A 17,044-nucleotide genomic window follows, 5' to 3' on the forward strand; every position below is an offset into this window, starting at 1 on the left:
CAGCCTAAGATGCGATCGAACGGCGCAGAGTGTTAGCACCAATTTGAGCAGAGCGATTGGGCCAGAAAATGCCTGAATGAAAATAGCGACAGCGCGGCGGGGGATTTCTCGGTGTCAGTCAAACAGCCAGCGCCGGATAAGTCTCGTGTATCTCGGCATGATGGCATAGACCATCAGAAATACGATGATGCCGGTTATGAGCAGCGTATTCAGCCAGCGAGTGTCCGGCACACCGAGCCATCGCAGTAATGGCATTACCAGCAGGGGAATGCTGAGTACCAGTGGATAGATGACCGACCAGGTGGCCAGAAACTGTTTCCAGCGTGTCGGCAGCTGGGCCTTGGCACCGCCCGGTGTGAACCAGAAATCCAGCCCGCTGCGGATAAAGAAATCATCGCCCTCGAGCAGCAGTGGTTGCGCCTTGGCGATCAGCCGCCGGCGATCGCCGGATTCCATCCAGGCCTGCAGGTGCGGTTTGGTATCGAAACGGATAACCACCGTGTAGGTAGAGGTGAGTCCGGGTATCGGGCGGATAATATGCCAGTCGAGGAAGCCGGGATAAGTTCTGCACAGTGGGCCAATCTCTTCGAGCCACTGTTCGTAGGCGGCCTGTTTATCCGCGCAGATCCGGTGCGTAATGACGGCGGTTGCGCCAGGATCCTTGTCACCCGTCGCTGCGGTTTCCTTCTCCATAGTCATATATCCCCGATGCTGTGCGCTCTATTGCCGGGTGATTGTCGACGCTTTCAGGTTTCCGCGTTGCCTTTACGCTGCCAGGGCAAGCGCTCCTCTATTTCGTATTGCAGCATGACGCTGAGGAAGGCCCGGATCACGACGATCAATCCTAGAATGGCGACGTTTCGCAGCGAATCGGCGACGACCACGGTGCGGATGATGTCTCCGGCGATCAGGAATTCCAGGCCGAGGATAATGGCGCGCCCGAGGTTTTGCCGGTAAATCTTGTACGCCATGCCGTTTTCCAGCTGCCGATAACTGCGCAGAAACTGTGTGGTGCTGGCGATAGATCCCACCAGCACCACGACGACGCCGAAGGACTCGATGGCGTAGCCTGTGTATTTGATCAGGTCGAGGAATTCCTTTTCCATAAATACCCGCAACGGCTGGAAGGGATTACCTGTATATAGCCCACTGCCGGCACGCAATCACCGGCGCAGTGGCCCAATCAACAGACTCCGCCAGATTTCCTGCAATTAGCTGGCAGTTCAGGCCACGCGTTTGAAGTGCCACGATTCAGTTCCGGGCGCGGACCAGTTCCCCCGTGACCGCCGCTATCACCTCCCGGTCGAAGGGCATCCAGCGGTGCAGCTTGACCGGGAATTCGTAGTATTCACCGATCGGCAGCCTGGAGCTGGTGTGCGGCACTATCGTGATGTCGTAGCGGGTCCAGATGGAAACCGGCGCCGTGCACGACAGACACTGCACATCGCTGTTCAGCGCATTCAGGAAGTCACTGCCGATACGCAGCTGCCGGCCCCCCTTGTAGGGCAGGAAGCCCGCCCACAGGCTGCCGAAGTGCGGACTCGAGATGGAAATGAACTTGTGTACCCGCTCGATGCCGCCGAGCACCTGCAGGTAGTGCCGGGCGACGATACCGCCCATACTGAAACCAACTATTGCGCAGGTTTCGTGCTTTGCCACGAGGGCGTCCACCTGGTGTTTCAGTTGCAGCGACAGGTGCTCCATACCGTGCCAGCCGGAGTTGTAGCGCAGGTGGATATAGTGCGCAGAGAAACCGGCGTCTTTCAGGGCCTGCTGCATCAGCAGCATCGAGTGGCCGCGATCGAAAATACCCGGTATCAGCAGGGCCACATCGCTTTGTGCTTTCATCCGGCGTTGGTGTCCTCGCGCAGATTGAAATGGGATATTGGCTGCGGGGTTGTGTAAACAGCGGCAATGTTCGGCGGGAACAGGGCCGGCGTTACTCTCATCGTCACCACGGTGGGCATCAAAGGGCTGTGTCTAAAGTAGCATTCAGCCGGGATCCCCGGGAAAGGTATTGCGCGGCCCAGCTCACCGATCCCTATTCCTGTTCGGTGCGGTAAACCTGCATGCCGCGGGCGCGATAGTTATTGAGTGCGCCCGGGTGGTCCAGGGTGCAGGTGTGCACCCGGACCCGTCGGGTGTTTCCCCACTGCCAGGCCGATTGCAGCGCCTGGGTCAGCAGGTAACCGCCAAATCCCCTGCCAACAAATTTCGGCGCCAGGCCAAAATAGGCAATCTGCACATCGCCGTCCGCCTGCTGCTCCAGTTCGAAATAACCGGCAATAGTGCCGCGGTGATAGGCTACCCAGGTGCGCAGTGCATCGCGCTCTGCATAGCGCTGCCATTCCGCATCGGGCAACTGCAGTTTGTCAGTCCACTGCCAGGGCTCACCCACCAACTGGTACAGGTAACGGTTGAAGCGGAACTCCTTCAGTTCCGCCTCGATCACATCGAGTCCCTCGGGCTTGGGTTTGCCGCACAGCTGCTCCGGCGCGGTCATTTCCAGATAGTAAATAGTTACTGGTTCACTGTGGCTCAAGAGTACTTCTCCGGTATCGGGGCCCAACCAAAATGAAAAGCGGCACGCAGCCGCTTACTGGGCAATTATCTTACCCGATTGACAGAGGCGGCGCGCTTTTGTGGCGACCAGCCGCCGCGCCGCCGTCGGGCGTATTTATCGGGTGGAAGAGGCCGTCGGAAATTGATCCAGATCGGCGAGGACCTGCGCAGTTTTCGGATCGGGACCGGGCTGGCTGCATACAGGCGCGGGACTGGATTCGGCGGTCGTTAGCGCGCAGGGCCCGCTGCTCAATCACCGCTGATTGTTGTGCGCAACTTGTCGAGCACGCCGCGGATCACTGTCCTGACGGTGGGCGATTTCCGCTGTGGCGGCGGGGCCAGTTGCGGCCGCGCTTCCCGATACTCCGGTTCACGCGGCCGCGACTGTTCCTGCTTTTGCTTGAGTTCGGTACTGAGTGATAGCAGTACCTCGTTGTTGGGCGCGACATTCAATCCGCTGTCGACATAATAATGGGCACCGCTATAGTCGCTGTCGATAATCTCGGCGCGCGCCAGGCGGATATATTCGTCGATCACCTGCGCGATACCGGCGTGAGCGCGCGCATTGGATGCGTCGATCGTCAGTGCGCGGCGGAAGTAGAGCAGCGCATTGTCGCCTTCCGGTCTTTGCAGTCGGCCGCGTTTGAGTGCCTGCGCACCCTGTTCCAGGTAGATGTCCAGCTGCCTGTGCTCCGCGGTCTTCACACCCAGCAGCGCCTTGAGGTTGGTACTGTCCAGTAACAATACCTGACGGTAAAAGTCGCGGGCGTTTTCACCTACCGGTGCCAAATAGCGGCCGGCCTCCATGCTTTGTTCGGCCTGGCCCAGCAGCCGCTCGATCTCTCGTTCGCTTTCGCTTTGATGGAAGACTCCGAAATAAACCGCCATAAGTAGCGCGCTAGCAGCCCCTGCGGCCAGCCCGCGCTTTATCCCGCCCGGCAAGCGCGGCAGCCTGTTGAGAAAACTGCGCGGTCGCGGCGATGAAGATTTGCCGCCTTGCTCACAGACTCCCGCTTCCAGTATTTCGTCTATGTCCGCGACGAGTTCGACGCAGGACGGGCAGCGCTGTTGCGGAAGCTTGGCCAGCATGCGGTTCAGCAGCGGCGCCAGGTAATCGAATTCATCCGGCAGTGCGGGCAGGGGCAGCTGGATATGGTTGAGCGCCGTACTGGTATGGCTATCGCCCTTGAACGGGTTGTAGCCGAGTAACAGTTCCAGCAGCACGACTCCCAGGCTGTAGATATCGGTCGTCGCATCGATGGGCAGGCACTGCGCCTGTTCCGGGCTGCTGTAGGAGGGGCTGCCGAGGCTGAAACCGGCCTGGGTCAAATCCGAGTCGCTGTCCAGGTCCTTGGCAATACCAAAATCCGTCAGCACCGCCGTGCCGTCCCCGCGAAAGAGGATATTGGTCGGCTTCACATCCCGGTGAATGATGCCGTTGTCGTGCACCACCGCGAGACCCTGCGCCACCTGGCGGATCATGTCGAGCATGGACTGAGGTGTGCTGAGTCGCGCTAAATTTTCCGTCACATCACCGCCGCCGATAAATTCCATGGCGATGTAACAGTCCCCACTCTCCAGCCTGGAGATGTCGTAAATAGTGATGACGTGAGGACTGTTGAGACTGGCGATATAGCGCGCCTCATTGATAAAACGCTCGCCGATACCCGCTTCGCTGCTGTTGCGCAGCACCTTGATGGCCACCTTGCGGTTCAACGACTCCTGGGTGGCGAGATACACAGATGCCATGCCGCCATGTCCGATAGCGGAATGAATGGTATATCCGGGTATGCGAATGTCGGGAGAATCCATATACGCCTGAATCGTTCGAATTCTGCGCCGGCGGAAACGGGAAAAATACACGGCCGGCCGCTGCACGGTAGATGCGGGCGCTGGTTTCGCCGAACCAGGTGTTATTGTCGCTGGCCTGGTGCGCGAAAATACTGGAAAGCGCCGTATCGACTGTTTGTGGAGCTGCACGGTTTGAACTGGCCACTGCGCACGCGCCAACTCAAAACCCGTTAAATTAGATAGACGACTGCGCTCTGTATTACAAACGCTTGCGTGTCATCCCGGAACAAAGACGCGTCGGTCATTTGCTGTGGGAACCGGTAACAGCGAGTCGGTCAGGATTTATTGAATGGGCGCGGCGGCACCCAGAACCAGGCGGCCGCCACAAGTGCCCCGAATACTGTGTAGCAGACGACAAAGACCCACTCCGGCGCGCGGTAATACAGAATACTTTCCAGCCAGTGTGCTATGAATGAGCCGGAATAAACCGCTTCGCCGGCCCTTTCCCGCAGTGCCATTTCCCAGGTGGTGAGCGGGCAGATGGCACCGACCCAGGCCTGCAGCACCACGACGCCGATACAGGCCAGATGCGCCAGGCGAAACCAGCGGTTGCGCACCCAGGACCAGGAGCGCAGCTTGCCTATCAGGATGAAAGCCAGGCCAAAGACAACGAAGGCGACAAGCAGTGTGTGTGCGAATAAGACCGCATCTGCCGCCAGGAGATAGAATTCAGCTGATGTCATTGTGCCGCTTGTCGCTGTAATAATCGGCGCCCTCGTTCGAGGCGGCCTCAACCAACTCGCCGACTTTCATCTTGTCGGTATCATTGGACTCGGATAGCCCGACCATGACGCCTTGTCTATTTCGTTCCGGTTGATTTTGACTTAATTTCCACTGGCCACTCAGGGAAGTTACTTCTATTTCCAGCCCAACTATTGCGGGTAGCATTCTTTGAATGTACGACTCCGGCGCATCGGATATTGACCATGCACCTTCGCTTGTCCCCTCGTGTTGAATAGTTAGTTTATCAATAATTTCATATATCCATTCTTTATCCTGAACGAAACTCAATATCCCTTTTGCGTGTACCGAGACATAGTTCCAGGTGGGTACAGCCTTGCCTGTCTCCTGCTTCGTCGGGTAGTGGTTTGGGGAGATGTAACAGTTCGGTCCGCTGAAGACTGCCAGCACATTCGATCTGTCATCTAGCTCCTTCCACAGCGGGTTTGCTTTGGCGATGTGCCCCTGGAGAAAGATTGCTCCCTTTCTCTCACTAACAAGGAGGGGGATGTGGTGCGCATCCAGTCCGGACTTTGAAAAAGCCACCAGAGTTGCAAAGGGGTAATCAACCATTATCCCTTTCAATTTCCCTATATCGGTTTGATTGAATTTTTTTGGTGTGTACATCCTGTTTCTGCCTTTGACTGTTGCCAGTATGGTCCGGGTTGCGTTGGTTTTTGCTTGCATTTTTAGCAGTTGCTGAGCCTTGCCTTGCTAAATTTTTGTCGCCATAGCTAGGTTTAAAGCCTTCAATTTCCGTTTCCGTCGAGCCGATCTATTCGCGGCGGATCAGCTTTCGATCACCAGTGATTCCAGAAACAGGCGCACGGCCGGATGCTCCGCGGCGCTGCGCTTGAACGTGGCTGCATTCTGAATGCGGTAGCGAAAGCGTTCCGGGTGCAACGCCACCAGATCCCCGCTCTGCACATGTTGCTCCGCCAGGTACTCCGGCAGAAAGCCGACAAAGCGCCCGGACAGGATCATCGCCAGTCGCGCGGCCATATGGTTGGCGGTGGATTTGTGTGGGAACAGCCGGTACAGGTGGGCGGCGCCGGAAAGTACCGCGTGGCTGGGGGCGGCCAGCTCCTGCTCGGTTAGCAATTCCTCACTCACTTCCGCCGCACTGGCACATATATGCGAGCGGGCACAGTAAAGCAGCGTTTGGTGGTGGAACAGCGGCTGGTAATCGAGGCCGGGCCGGCGGGAGTGCAGTGGGTTGATGCCCACATCGGCGCGGCCGGCGAGAATCTCCAGTTCCAGTTCCTGCGGCGCCGCCAGCTGCACGTCCAGCTGCAGCTGTGGCGCGCGCTGGCGGATACCGGCGATGGTGGCGGGCAGGTCCAGCTGTGGGATTTCTAGTACATCGTCCGGCAGTACGATGCGCAGGCTGCCGGTCAGTTGCGACTGGATCGCGTTGACCTGGCTCTTGAAGGCCTCCAGGTGGCCGTCCAGCTCATTGATGGCCTGGAACAGCGCCTCCCCCTCGGGGGTGAGCTTGAAATCGGCGCGGCCACGGGAGCGCAGGCACAGCTGCATGCCCAGGCGCGCCTCCAGGTCGGACAGGTGCACGCTGATGGTGGAGCGGCTGATATTCAGCGCCACCTCCGCCGGCGCCAGGCCACCGGCGCGCACCACCTCGCGGAAGACCCGCAGCAGGCGCAGGTCCATATCGGCCAGGCGGCCGCTAAGGGCAGTTTTGGGTTTGCTCATGCCGCTGTCCTCGACAGGAACCGTAGGATAGGCCTACCTTAAGATAAAGTTTGATAAAGGTAAATTTTAGTTGCAGAAATACTACTATTCGCCATCTCCCGTTCGCGCCAGAATCGCGGCAACAGCTGTAAAGACCAATAACTGCAAGGAGGTTCGCGGTGCAACTGGCCAACCCGAATTTGTTGAAGCTTCAGAACTATATCAATGGCGAATGGCGTGACGGAGCGTCCACCATCGACGTGCGCGATCCGGCCAACGGTGAACTGCTGGCCCAGGTGGCCGACGGCAGTGCGGCGGATGCCGAAGCCGCGGTAGCCGCCGCCAGCGCCGCCTTCCCGGCCTGGAAGAGCAAGACCGCCGCCGAGCGCGCCGCGGTGCTGAAGCGCTGGTACCAGCTGATCATGGACAATGCCGACGACCTGGCGCGTATCCTGACCCTGGAACAGGGCAAGCCGCTGGCGGAGGCGAAAGGGGAGATTGTCTACGGCGCCTCTTTCATCGAGTGGTTCGCCGAGGAGTGTCGCCGCGCCTACGGCCAGACGATCCCCACCCACAACCCGGCGATGCGCCTGAGCACCATCCGCCAGCCGGTGGGTGTGGTGACCTGTATCACCCCGTGGAACTTCCCCAATGCGATGATCACCCGCAAGGCGGCGCCGGCACTGGCGGCTGGCTGTACCGTGGTCATCAAGCCGGCGGTGGAAACACCGCTGTCTGCGCTGGCACTGTGCCAGCTGGCCGAGGAGGCCGGGCTGCCGAAGGGTACTATCAACATGGTGGTGGGCACCGATGCCCCCGGTATCGGCCAGGTACTGACCCAGGATGCGCGCGTGGCCAAGTTCACCTTTACCGGCTCCACCAACGTGGGCAAGCTGCTGATGGCCCAGTGCGCCAGCACCGTGAAGAAGATGTCCATGGAACTGGGCGGCAACGCGCCCTTTATCGTGTTCGACGACGCGGACCTGGACACGGCGGTGGCCGCCTGTGTGGCGACCAAGTTTCGCAATGCCGGCCAGACCTGTGTGTCCACCAACCGCATCTATGTGCACGAGGCGGTACACGATGAGTTCGTGGTGAAGCTGCGCGCCGCGGTCGCAGAGATGAAGATCGGCCACGGCTGCGATGACGGCGTCAGTGTCGGCCCGGTGATTCACCGCCGCGCCGCCGAGCGGGTCAACGGCCTGGTACAGGACGCGATTGCAGCTGGCGCCAAAGTGGAACTGGGCGGCGACTATCTGCCCCACGGCGAAAACTACTATGCGCCTACACTGATAACCGGTGTCACCGACGAAATGCGCATCGCCCGGGAAGAGATCTTTGGTCCGCTGGCGCCGGTACAGAAGTTCAGCGATGAAGACGATGTTGTCCGCCGCGCGAACGAAACACCCTACGGCCTCGCCGCCTATGTGATGAGCGAGAATATCCGCCGCGCCAACCGCGTGGTGGAAGCGCTGGAATACGGTATGGTGGCCTGTAACACCGGTGTCTTCTCCACGGCGGTAGCGCCATTTGGCGGCAGCAAGGAGTCCGGTATCGGCCGCGAGGGCGGTGTCGAGGGAATGGCTGAGTTTTACGAAACCAAATACTGCTGTTTCGGCGCCTGATAACCACGGACGGACGCGGTGTCCGCCCGACTCAAACGATTTTTTTACGAATACACAGGGAAATTGCGGAGCATAAATCATGTCCGAATTACAAACCGAAGCCTTCTGGATGCCCTTTACCCCGAACCGCAGCTTCAAGTCCGCGCCGCGGATTGTCGAGCGCGCCGAGGGTATCTACCTGACCGAAAAAGGCGGCCGCCAGATCATCGATGCCACCGCCGGTCTGTGGTGCAGCAACGCCGGCCACTGCCGCGCGGAAATTGCCGAGGCAATTCACCAGCAGGCGAAAAAACTGGATTACAGTTCCATCTTCAATTACGGCCACGAGCTGAGCTTTGAATACGCCGAGCGTCTGGTGAAGCACACTCCGGACGGCCTGAACCACGTGTTCTTCGGTAACTCAGGTTCCGAGGCGGTGGAGAGTGCGCTGAAGATCGCGCTGCAGTATCAGCATGCGCGCGGCAAGGGCACCAAGACGATGTTTATCGGCCGCGAGAAGGGTTATCACGGGGTGAACTTCGGCGGTATCTCCGTCGGCGGTATCGCGCCCAACTACCAGACGTTCGGCCAGCCGGTGAAGGCGAACCACATGCGTCACACGCTGGATATCGAGCGCAACGCGTTCAGCCGCGGCCTGCCGGAGCACGGTGTGGAGCTGGCGGAAGACCTGGAGCGCCTGGTGGCTTTCCACGGTGCCGATCAGATTGCCGCGGTGATCGTCGAGCCGTTCGCCGGCGCAGGCGGTGTGATTCTGCCGCCGAAAGGCTACCTGCAGCGTTTGCGCGAGATCTGTGACAAGCACGACCTGCTGCTGATTTTCGACGAGGTGATTTCCGGCTGGGGCCGCACCGGTTCCGCCTTTGCCGCCATCGAGTGGGGCGTGACTCCTGACATGATGACTTCCGCCAAGGGCATCACCAACGCGGCGGTACCGCTGGGTGCGGTGTTCGTGAAAGACGAAATCTACAAGACCGTGATGGATGCGGCTATCGAAGGTGCGGTGGAGTTCTACCACGGCTACACCTATTCCGCGCACCCGGTGGCCTGTGCCGCGGGTATGGCAACACTGGATATCTATGAACGCGAAGGCCTGCTGACCCGCGCCAGCGGCGATATCGGCAAGCACTGGGAAAACGCGCTGCACAGCCTCGCGGATCTCGACAACGTTATCGATGTGCGCAACTACGGCCTGGTTGGAGCCATCGAGCTGCGCGCGCCGGAAAACCTGAAGGGCCGCTTCGGTGGCAAGGTATCCCTTCAGGCGTGGGACGCCGGCGTGATGGCGCGCGGCATCGGCGATGCGCTGTGCATGTCACCGCCGCTGATCATCGAGGCGCATGAGATCGATGCGATCGTCGACAAGCTGCGCGGAGTGATCAGCTCGCTGGCCTGAGGCGCAATTTTGAACGATTAACTACACTTTTATAAGGCGGCCCGTGGCCGCGACCACAGTCTTTGCAGAGTCGACTGTGCGGTCGCGATCACGGGCCGTTTTTTGTTTTTGGGTTTGCTACGTGCAGTAGGAGAACTTTTTTCCAAAAAACTTGGGTTTTTTGGATGGCGACACTTCAATAGGCTTTTGTTTAGCACAGACAGGGGCCGCATCCATGCCTACCGATCTCGCACCCGATCCCAATTTAGAGCCCACCCTGGCCACCCGGCCGATACTGCAGGTGCTGTCAGAAAACTGGTGGTTGCTGCTGCTGCGTGGCGTGGCCGGAGTCATCTTCGGCATACTGTGTTTCGCCTGGCCGGGACTTTCGCTGCTCGCTCTGGTGATTCTGTTTGGTGCCTATGCGCTGGTGGACGGCTTCCTCGCCCTGATCGCTGCCGTGCTGGGCCGGCACAGATCCACGCCGCTTTGGTGGCTGATACTGGCCGGGCTGATCAGCGTCGCCGCCGGCATCGTCACCTTTGCCTATCCGCAGATCACCGCACTGGTACTGGTGGTGTTTATCGGTGCCTGGGCACTGGTACGCGGTGCCTTCGAAATCATCGGGGCCTTCCATTTGCGCAAGGAAATCAGCAGCGAGTGGCTGCTGATGGCGGTCGGCCTGCTGTCGATGATTTTTGGCATTGCGATACTGGCAAACCCCGGTGCCGGTGCCCTGGCCCTGATATGGCTGATCGGTATCTACGCGATACTGTTTGGCTTGCCGATGATCTGGCTGGCGCTTCGCGTACGCAAACAGAGTAAGGTCGGCCATTGAGAATGCCCGGAGCCCGGTCGCCGCACGCTTGATTTGCGCGCGGCGACAGAGGCATTATTCTTGCTGCTAAAAAATAAAACGCAATAAAAGCCAATAACAGCCGCCCAGGCAGCGGCATATAAAGAAAAAACGGCCCCACCATGGCGGAAGCACTGATCGTACTGGACCCGCAGGCGGACAAAAGCCTGCAGGCGCAGATACGGGAAAAGATCATTCAGGGTATTTTGTCCGGCAGTATTCCCGCCGGGCACAAGATGCCGTCTTCCCGCCGTATGGCCGAGCTGCTCGGGGTTGCGCGCAATACGGTCGTCCTCGCCTATCAGCAGCTCGTCGATGACAGTTTCCTCGTGACCCGCGAGCGCAGCGGTTTCTATGTCAGTGACGCGGTGCAGCAACAGGGTATTATCAGCCACGCGGAAGCCATGCCCGCGGGTGTCGGCAGTGAGCCCGACCGCGCTTTCTGGCGCGAACACTGCAACCCGGTATCCGTCAGCCGCCGTGCACTACGGGTGCGCCCGGCCAACTGGCAGCAGTATCCATTTCCGTTTGTCAGCAATGAATACGATCCGCGCCTGTTTCCCGGCGCTGAGTGGCGGGAGTGCACCCGGGATATCTATGCCGGTCGCGAGGTCGCGCAGTGGGCAACGCTGGGCGGCAACGAGGACGATCGCCAGCTGGTGGAACAGATCTGTACGCGGCTGCTGCCGCGCCGGGGCATTTATGTGGATCCGGGGCAGATACTGCTCGCCAGTGGACTGCAGCAAGCCTGCTATCTGCTCGGGCAATTGCTGCTCGGCGGCGACCGCTCGCTGGGTATGGTCCTGCCGGCTTGCAGTGAGACCGAGGAGATATTCCGCCGTACCGGCGTCAACCTGAACGCACTGCCGCAGGACAGCGATGGCCCGCTCACCGGTGCCGAGATCCAGAGCAGTGGCTACTGGTTCCTGCAGCCGAATGCCCACAATCCCACCGCAGTGACCACCAGTCTCGAGCGCCGCCGCCAGTTGCTGCAGCTGGCGAATGGGCGGGGCGCGGTCATTATCGAAAACGACTGCGACCACGAATTCTGCTATCACGGCACACCGCTGCCGCCCCTGAAAAGTTTTGGCGGCGGCGAGTCGGTTATCTATCTCTATCAGTTTCCCAAAGTCATCGACCCGGGCATGCAGCTGGCATTCGTGGTCGCGCCCAAGCCGGTGATTCAGCGGTTGCGCGCGCTGCGCTACAACCTGCGCGAGCGCGTGCCGGCGATCAATCAGCGCCTGCTGGCGAAATTTATTGCCTCGGGCCATCACGATGCGGCCAGTTTTCGCATTACCCAGCAGCTGCGCGAGCGCTGGGTGGCACTCGGCGAAGCGCTGATGCACCACCTGCCGAAGCTGCTGGTGCGTCGTGCCGGCTGCGGTACCGCCTGCTGGCTGGAATTGCCGAAGAACCTCAGCGCAGAGCAGCTGCAGAAACAGGCGGAACGGCAGGGCCTGCTGCTGGAAGTCGCGCGCGAGTACAACGCCCTGCGCATCGGTTTTGCCGCGATCGAGGCGGATCGCATCGAAGCCGGTGTCGCCATACTGGCGCAGCTGATCAATGGTGAAGTCTCGCAATCGGAAGAGACGCTGGACAACGCCATCGGTCGCCGGCTTCGCGCGGCCGACCTGCAGGCGGAATTCCCCGGTGCGGTATTGCTGGGCACCAACGCACTCGGAGAATCCTATCGCGTGCAGGTGATGGCCGACGGCACCATGCTCGGCTACGCGCGCAACGACGTGGATGTGGATGAAACCGATACCGGTCGCTGGTGGCTGCAGGGGGATATGTGGGTGCGCCAGTGGCGCAATTGGTCCTATGGGCGCAAGGCGAGCTTCCATGTGGTGATCGACGGACACCGCATCAAGTGGTTCAGTGAAACCGGCCAGCTGATCGATACCGGGATTCTCGCCCGGGAAAGCGAATAGCTCGGTGTGTGGCTGTGTGCTGGTTAACCGCCCAAATAATTATTCCGTCTGTGCCCAATCCTGCTTCACGGTAAAGCTGTCGCGATACTGCTTCGGGCTGACGCCGAACTGCTGGTGAAACCGCCGGCTGAAATGGCTCAGGTGGCGAAAGCCCAGATCGAAACACACCCGCGTTACCGCTTCTCCGCGCTGCAGCCGCTCGCGGGCCAGCTGCATACGCAGCTGCTGTTGGAATTCCAGCGGCGTGCAGCCCATGTGTTTTTTGAATTCGCTGAAAAAACGGCTGCGGCTCATACAGGCAATCTTGCACAGTCGCTCGATATCGAGTGGCTGGTCGAGATGCTGCTCGATGTAATGGAAGGCGGCGCCGAGGCCGTTGATCTCCGGGTTCTGCGCGCAGAGCGACAGCAGGAAGGTACGGGTCTGCTGGCGCAGCATGCGCACCACCAGCTCACTGATTCCCAGGTCGATCAGCAGGTCGCGATCCTGCAAATTTTCCGTAAAGGTGCCTACCAGTCGTTGCAGCAGCGCCTGGGTATCCCGGGTGTGCGGCGTGTGGATTAATGAGTCTGGTCGGTAGCGCCAGTCATCGAAATCCCGTTGCAGCGGTGTGGCGCTGTTCAGGCGGGAGCAGATCTGTTCGACCCGTTCCCGGGAAATCTCGATGGTCAGGCAGGAGGTCGGGCTGTCCATGCGCGCATCGGGGAAATCGATCTCGATATGCTCCCCCGGTGCCATGACGAAGGATTCCTGTGGCAGGAATTCCGCAGTGTAGTCTTTGGCGCCGTGCAGGATTTTACGTCCACTGATCATGCCGCAATACAGCAGCTCGCCCGCAGACAGGCCTACCTGCTGCGCTGGTAAATAAGTGTCGTAAATACTGAGTTCTGAGCTGGGACCGGCAAAGGAAACCCGGTTCTCGACCAGCTCCCGCGGCTGCTGGCGGCCGCGCATCATCGCGTCTGGCATCTTCTTATTCTGCTTGTGGCTGGCTCCGTGGATTCAGAATCAAGTGATCTGTACTGAGAGGAAAGCGAGCCTGTTGCGGAAACCCTAGATTCTTCTGTGTATGTCCGAAACCAGAGTCTGCCCGGTACGGCGATTCCGCCGGGCGGCATTTCCCAAGACTACTCCTGAGTGCGCGAGATCACAACGGCGGCCGGGAGCAGATAACAACAGAGGAATACAGCGATGATCTATGCACAACCCGGGCAGGCTGACGCCCTGATCGACTTCAAGTCCCGCTATGAAAACTTTATCGGTGGCGAATGGGTGGCACCGGTGAAGGGGCAGTATATGCAAAATATCTCACCGGTGACCGGCGAGGAATTCTGCGAAGTGCCGCGCTCCGGCGTCGAAGATATCGAGCTGGCGCTGAATGCCGCGCACGGCGCCAGAGAGGCCTGGGGAAAAACGTCTGTCACAGAAAGAGCCAACCTGTTACTGAAGATTGCCGATCGTATCGAGCAGAACCTGGAGCGGCTGGCGGTGGCGGAAACCTGGGACAACGGCAAGGCCGTGCGCGAAACCCTCGCCGCCGATATTCCGCTGACGGTGGATCACTTCCGCTATTTCGCCGGCTGTGTCCGCGCACAGGAAGGCAGCGTGGCGGAGATAGATGCGCACACCGTCTCCTACCACATCCATGAACCCCTGGGTGTGGTCGGTCAGATCATCCCGTGGAATTTCCCGCTGTTGATGGCGGCCTGGAAGCTGGCGCCGGCGCTGGCAGCGGGCAATTGCGTCGTACTGAAACCCGCCGAGCAAACGCCCGCCTCGATCCTCGTGTTGATGGAACTGATCGGCGACCTGCTGCCGCCGGGCGTGGTGAATATCGTCAATGGTATCGGCGAGGAGGCGGGGCAGGCGCTGGCCAGCAGCAACCGCATCGCCAAGATCGCCTTCACCGGTTCCACCGCGGTGGGCGGCCATATCCTCAAGTGCGCGGCGGACAACATCATTCCGTCGACGGTGGAGCTGGGTGGCAAATCGCCGAATATCTACTTCGCCGACATACTGCAGCAGGAGGAGGAATATATCAGCAAGTGCGTCGAGGGCACGGTGCTGGCGTTTTTCAATCAGGGCGAAGTGTGCACCTGCCCGTCGCGGGCACTGGTACAGGAATCCATCTACGACGAGTTTATGGCGCGTGTGGTCGAGCGCACCAAGGCGATCCAGCGCGGCAATCCGCTCGATACCGAGACGCAGATAGGCGCGCAGGCGTCGCTGGAGCAGTTCGACCGCATCATGACCTATATCGAAATCGGCCTGCGTGAAGGTGCCGAGGTGATCTTCGGCGGCGGTGTCGAGGAGATGGGCGGCGAGTTCAAGAAGGGCTACTACGTGCAGCCGACGCTGCTGAAGGGCAACAACCAGATGCGGGTCTTCCAGGAGGAAATATTTGGACCGGTCGTCGGTGTCACTACCTTCAAAACCGAAGCGGAGGCGCTGGCGATCGCCAACGATACCGAATACGGACTGGGCGCCGGTGTCTGGACCCGGGATATGAACCTGGCTTTCCGCATGGGGCGCGGTATCCAGGCGGGCCGGGTCTGGACTAACTGCTACCACCAGTATCCCGCTCATGCAGCCTTTGGCGGCTACAAGAAGTCCGGTATCGGCCGCGAAACCCACAAACGGGCTCTGGAACATTACCAGCAGACCAAGAACCTGCTTGTCAGTTACGACACCAATCCCCTGGGCTTCTTCTGAGGGCTCGCTGTCTGGCGATTAAGGGAAGCTGTTGCTCCCCCCCAGACTATTGATAAACCCCGCATTTCGTTCTGACCAAGAGCGGTGGCGGCCAAGCACCAGGACGAGTATTTCGAAACGCTGTGAATACATCCCTGTAAGCTCCGGCGGCGACGGTCCGGCCGCTGCACGCATTCGCGGCGCCTTCGGCCCTGTCGCCGACGGTTCGAACTACTCGTCCTAGCACTTTGCCTTAAATTTTGACTGCGTAACTTTGTCAGCAACCTGAGGAGAGCTGTTGCTCCCCATTTTTTTTTCGATAGAGCTTGGTATCAGCGAGTCGGCAAGGTCCGATCCCTGTACTTTTCTCCCGCGAGGGAGTGGAGTAGACTGGTTTAAAAATAATAACGACACGCCATGAAGAAGATTCTCGCCACCGACCGGGAAGACAACCTGGAGCTGATGCAGGCACAGATAGCGCTGCAGCGGCGGGATCCAGATGCAGCCCCCCTGCGCTATTTCTACCACTCCCCTTTCGTATACCAGCGTGAGCTGGAAACCATTATTTTCCGCAGCTGGCATTTTGCCGGACACGTCAGCCAGCTCGCCCAGGCAGGTGATTTTTTCCTGTTCGAGATTGCCGGCGAATCGGTGATTCTTGTGCGCGGCGATGACGGGCGCATTCGCGGCCTGATCAACAGTTGCCGGCACCGCGGTTCGCGGGTGTGCGAGGCGGCGAGTGGCAATCGCAAGACTTTCGTCTGCCCTTACCATGGCTGGGTTTACGATCGTGAGGGTTCGCTGCGCGCTGCGCGCGCGATGGAATGCCTCGATGGATTTAATACGGAGAACTTTTCTCTAAAGCCGGTGCGAGTGGCGATACGTTATGGCCTTATTTTCGTCAATTTCGAGTCGGACGCCGCCGACTTCGAAGCGTCCATGGCGCTGCTGGATCGGCAGATGTCGCCCTACCACCTCGACACCGCTAAAATCGCCCACCGGCAAAGCTACCCGGTGGATGCCAACTGGAAGATTGCGCTCGGCAATTACCTGGAGTGTTACCACTGCCTGACCGCCCACCGGCTCTATTCGCGCATCCATTCCTTCAAATCCCTCGAGCATGAAGTGGCCGACCTGAACCGCGATATGTGGGCGAGGTCCGCCGCCGCCACCGGCGTCGCCGACCTGGAAAAATCCGTATACCGAATTTTTCGCGAGGCACCGGGGTTCGGTGCCTGCGCCTATACCAGTCGCTACGCACTCTTCCCCGGCTTCAAGACCGGCAGCGTCGACGGCGCGCCCCTGGCGCCCCTGATGGGCGACTTCAAGGGCTTTGACGAGGGCGCGGGGGACTTCCAGTTCGGGCCTCTCGCCTACATGCTCAATTACCCGGATCACTGCGTGCTGTTCCGCTACGTGCCGCGCGCAATCGACAAAACCGAAATGGAAATTATCTGGTTTGTGCGCGGTGATGCGCGCGAGGGCGTCGATTATCAACGCGAAGAGCTGACGCGCGTATGGCACGAGACCACCCTGGAGGACAAGCGCATCATGGATGCGAACGCGCGCGGTATACGTTCACACTTCTATGAGCCGGGCCCGCAGCACCCGCAGTTCGAGGATACGCCGAAGCGATTCTTCGATTGGTACCTGTATGCACTGGCAGGCGATTTCGGTGTGTTGCCGCCGAGTCCGCGGGCACATCGAACCAGTGCAGTGGAAACCACCGACTAGCGAACCAGCA

At 59.7% G+C, this 17,044-nt stretch carries 15 protein-coding genes; 6 read left to right on the plus strand and 9 right to left on the minus strand.

The genetic code is table 11. From position 1 onward, the window contains the following. Nucleotides 1–114: 114 nt before the first annotated feature. From BUC36_RS14590 to BUC36_RS14625, 8 genes are all read right to left on the minus strand, one after another. Nucleotides 115–693 carry an antibiotic biosynthesis monooxygenase gene (locus BUC36_RS14590; protein WP_073276440.1) on the minus strand — a complete coding sequence of 193 codons (579 nt, stop codon included), beginning with the start codon at nt 691–693 and terminating at the stop codon, nt 115–117. A 53-nt stretch (nt 694–746) separates the two neighbouring features. Next, entirely contained in the window at nt 747–1,106 is a 360-nt protein-coding gene (locus BUC36_RS14595) for a DUF1622 domain-containing protein (RefSeq protein ID WP_073276442.1), read from the minus strand. A 145-nt stretch (nt 1,107–1,251) separates the two neighbouring features. Then, the gene (locus BUC36_RS14600; RefSeq protein WP_073276444.1) at nt 1,252–1,848 is read right to left on the minus strand and encodes a lipase family alpha/beta hydrolase; all 597 of its coding nucleotides are present in this window, start codon (nt 1,846–1,848) and stop codon (nt 1,252–1,254) included. Nucleotides 1,849–2,041: 193 nt separating this feature from the next. Continuing rightward, complete coding sequence (locus tag BUC36_RS14605) at nt 2,042–2,542, minus strand: GNAT family N-acetyltransferase (protein WP_234995011.1); 501 nt, start codon at nt 2,540–2,542, stop codon at nt 2,042–2,044. A 269-nt stretch (nt 2,543–2,811) separates the two neighbouring features. After that, nucleotides 2,812–4,374 carry a serine/threonine-protein kinase gene (locus BUC36_RS14610; RefSeq protein WP_073276446.1) on the minus strand — a complete coding sequence of 521 codons (1,563 nt, stop codon included), beginning with the start codon at nt 4,372–4,374 and terminating at the stop codon, nt 2,812–2,814. A 314-nt stretch (nt 4,375–4,688) separates the two neighbouring features. Further along, nucleotides 4,689–5,096, minus strand: coding sequence for a DUF2784 domain-containing protein (locus tag BUC36_RS14615; RefSeq protein ID WP_073276448.1), 408 nt, complete (start codon nt 5,094–5,096; stop codon nt 4,689–4,691). Beyond that, the gene (locus tag BUC36_RS14620) at nt 5,083–5,820 is read right to left on the minus strand and encodes an FMN-binding negative transcriptional regulator (RefSeq protein WP_073276450.1); all 738 of its coding nucleotides are present in this window, start codon (nt 5,818–5,820) and stop codon (nt 5,083–5,085) included. Before BUC36_RS14620 ends, BUC36_RS14615 begins: the two co-directional genes overlap by 14 nt. A gap of 102 nt (nt 5,821–5,922) precedes the next feature. Then, on the minus strand, nt 5,923–6,843 hold the full coding sequence (locus BUC36_RS14625; RefSeq protein ID WP_073276452.1) for a LysR family transcriptional regulator: 921 nt from the start codon (nt 6,841–6,843) through the stop codon (nt 5,923–5,925). Nucleotides 6,844–7,001: 158 nt separating this feature from the next. Between BUC36_RS14625 and BUC36_RS14630 the strand changes: the two genes are divergently transcribed. From BUC36_RS14630 to BUC36_RS14645, 4 genes are all read left to right on the plus strand, one after another. Then, a complete protein-coding gene (locus tag BUC36_RS14630; RefSeq protein ID WP_073276454.1) occupies nt 7,002–8,447 on the plus strand; it encodes an NAD-dependent succinate-semialdehyde dehydrogenase in 1,446 nt (481 codons plus the stop codon). A 79-nt stretch (nt 8,448–8,526) separates the two neighbouring features. Then, nucleotides 8,527–9,840, plus strand: coding sequence for an omega-aminotransferase AptA (locus tag BUC36_RS14635; protein WP_073276456.1), 1,314 nt, complete (start codon nt 8,527–8,529; stop codon nt 9,838–9,840). A gap of 214 nt (nt 9,841–10,054) precedes the next feature. Further along, the gene (locus tag BUC36_RS14640; protein ID WP_073276458.1) at nt 10,055–10,657 is read left to right on the plus strand and encodes an HdeD family acid-resistance protein; all 603 of its coding nucleotides are present in this window, start codon (nt 10,055–10,057) and stop codon (nt 10,655–10,657) included. Between the two features lie 140 nt (nt 10,658–10,797). Continuing rightward, nucleotides 10,798–12,609, plus strand: coding sequence for an aminotransferase-like domain-containing protein (locus tag BUC36_RS14645; protein ID WP_073276460.1), 1,812 nt, complete (start codon nt 10,798–10,800; stop codon nt 12,607–12,609). Nucleotides 12,610–12,648: 39 nt separating this feature from the next. Here the strand turns inward: BUC36_RS14645 and BUC36_RS14650 are convergent, their stop codons facing one another. Then, nucleotides 12,649–13,578: a helix-turn-helix domain-containing protein gene (locus BUC36_RS14650; protein WP_073276462.1), complete on the minus strand. Its 930-nt coding sequence runs from the start codon at nt 13,576–13,578 to the stop codon at nt 12,649–12,651. 222 nt (nt 13,579–13,800) lie between these two features. On the opposite strand from BUC36_RS14650, the gene exaC reads away from it, so the two are divergent. Together exaC and BUC36_RS14660 are read left to right on the plus strand one after the other, a co-directional pair. Next, on the plus strand, nt 13,801–15,321 hold the full coding sequence (gene exaC, locus BUC36_RS14655; RefSeq protein ID WP_073276464.1) for an acetaldehyde dehydrogenase ExaC: 1,521 nt from the start codon (nt 13,801–13,803) through the stop codon (nt 15,319–15,321). 396 nt (nt 15,322–15,717) lie between these two features. Further along, on the plus strand, nt 15,718–17,034 hold the full coding sequence (locus BUC36_RS14660) for an aromatic ring-hydroxylating oxygenase subunit alpha (protein ID WP_073276466.1): 1,317 nt from the start codon (nt 15,718–15,720) through the stop codon (nt 17,032–17,034). Nucleotides 17,035–17,044 lie beyond the last annotated feature (10 nt).

The organism is Microbulbifer donghaiensis (assembly GCF_900129095.1).
Classification (GTDB): domain Bacteria; phylum Pseudomonadota; class Gammaproteobacteria; order Pseudomonadales; family Cellvibrionaceae; genus Microbulbifer; species Microbulbifer donghaiensis.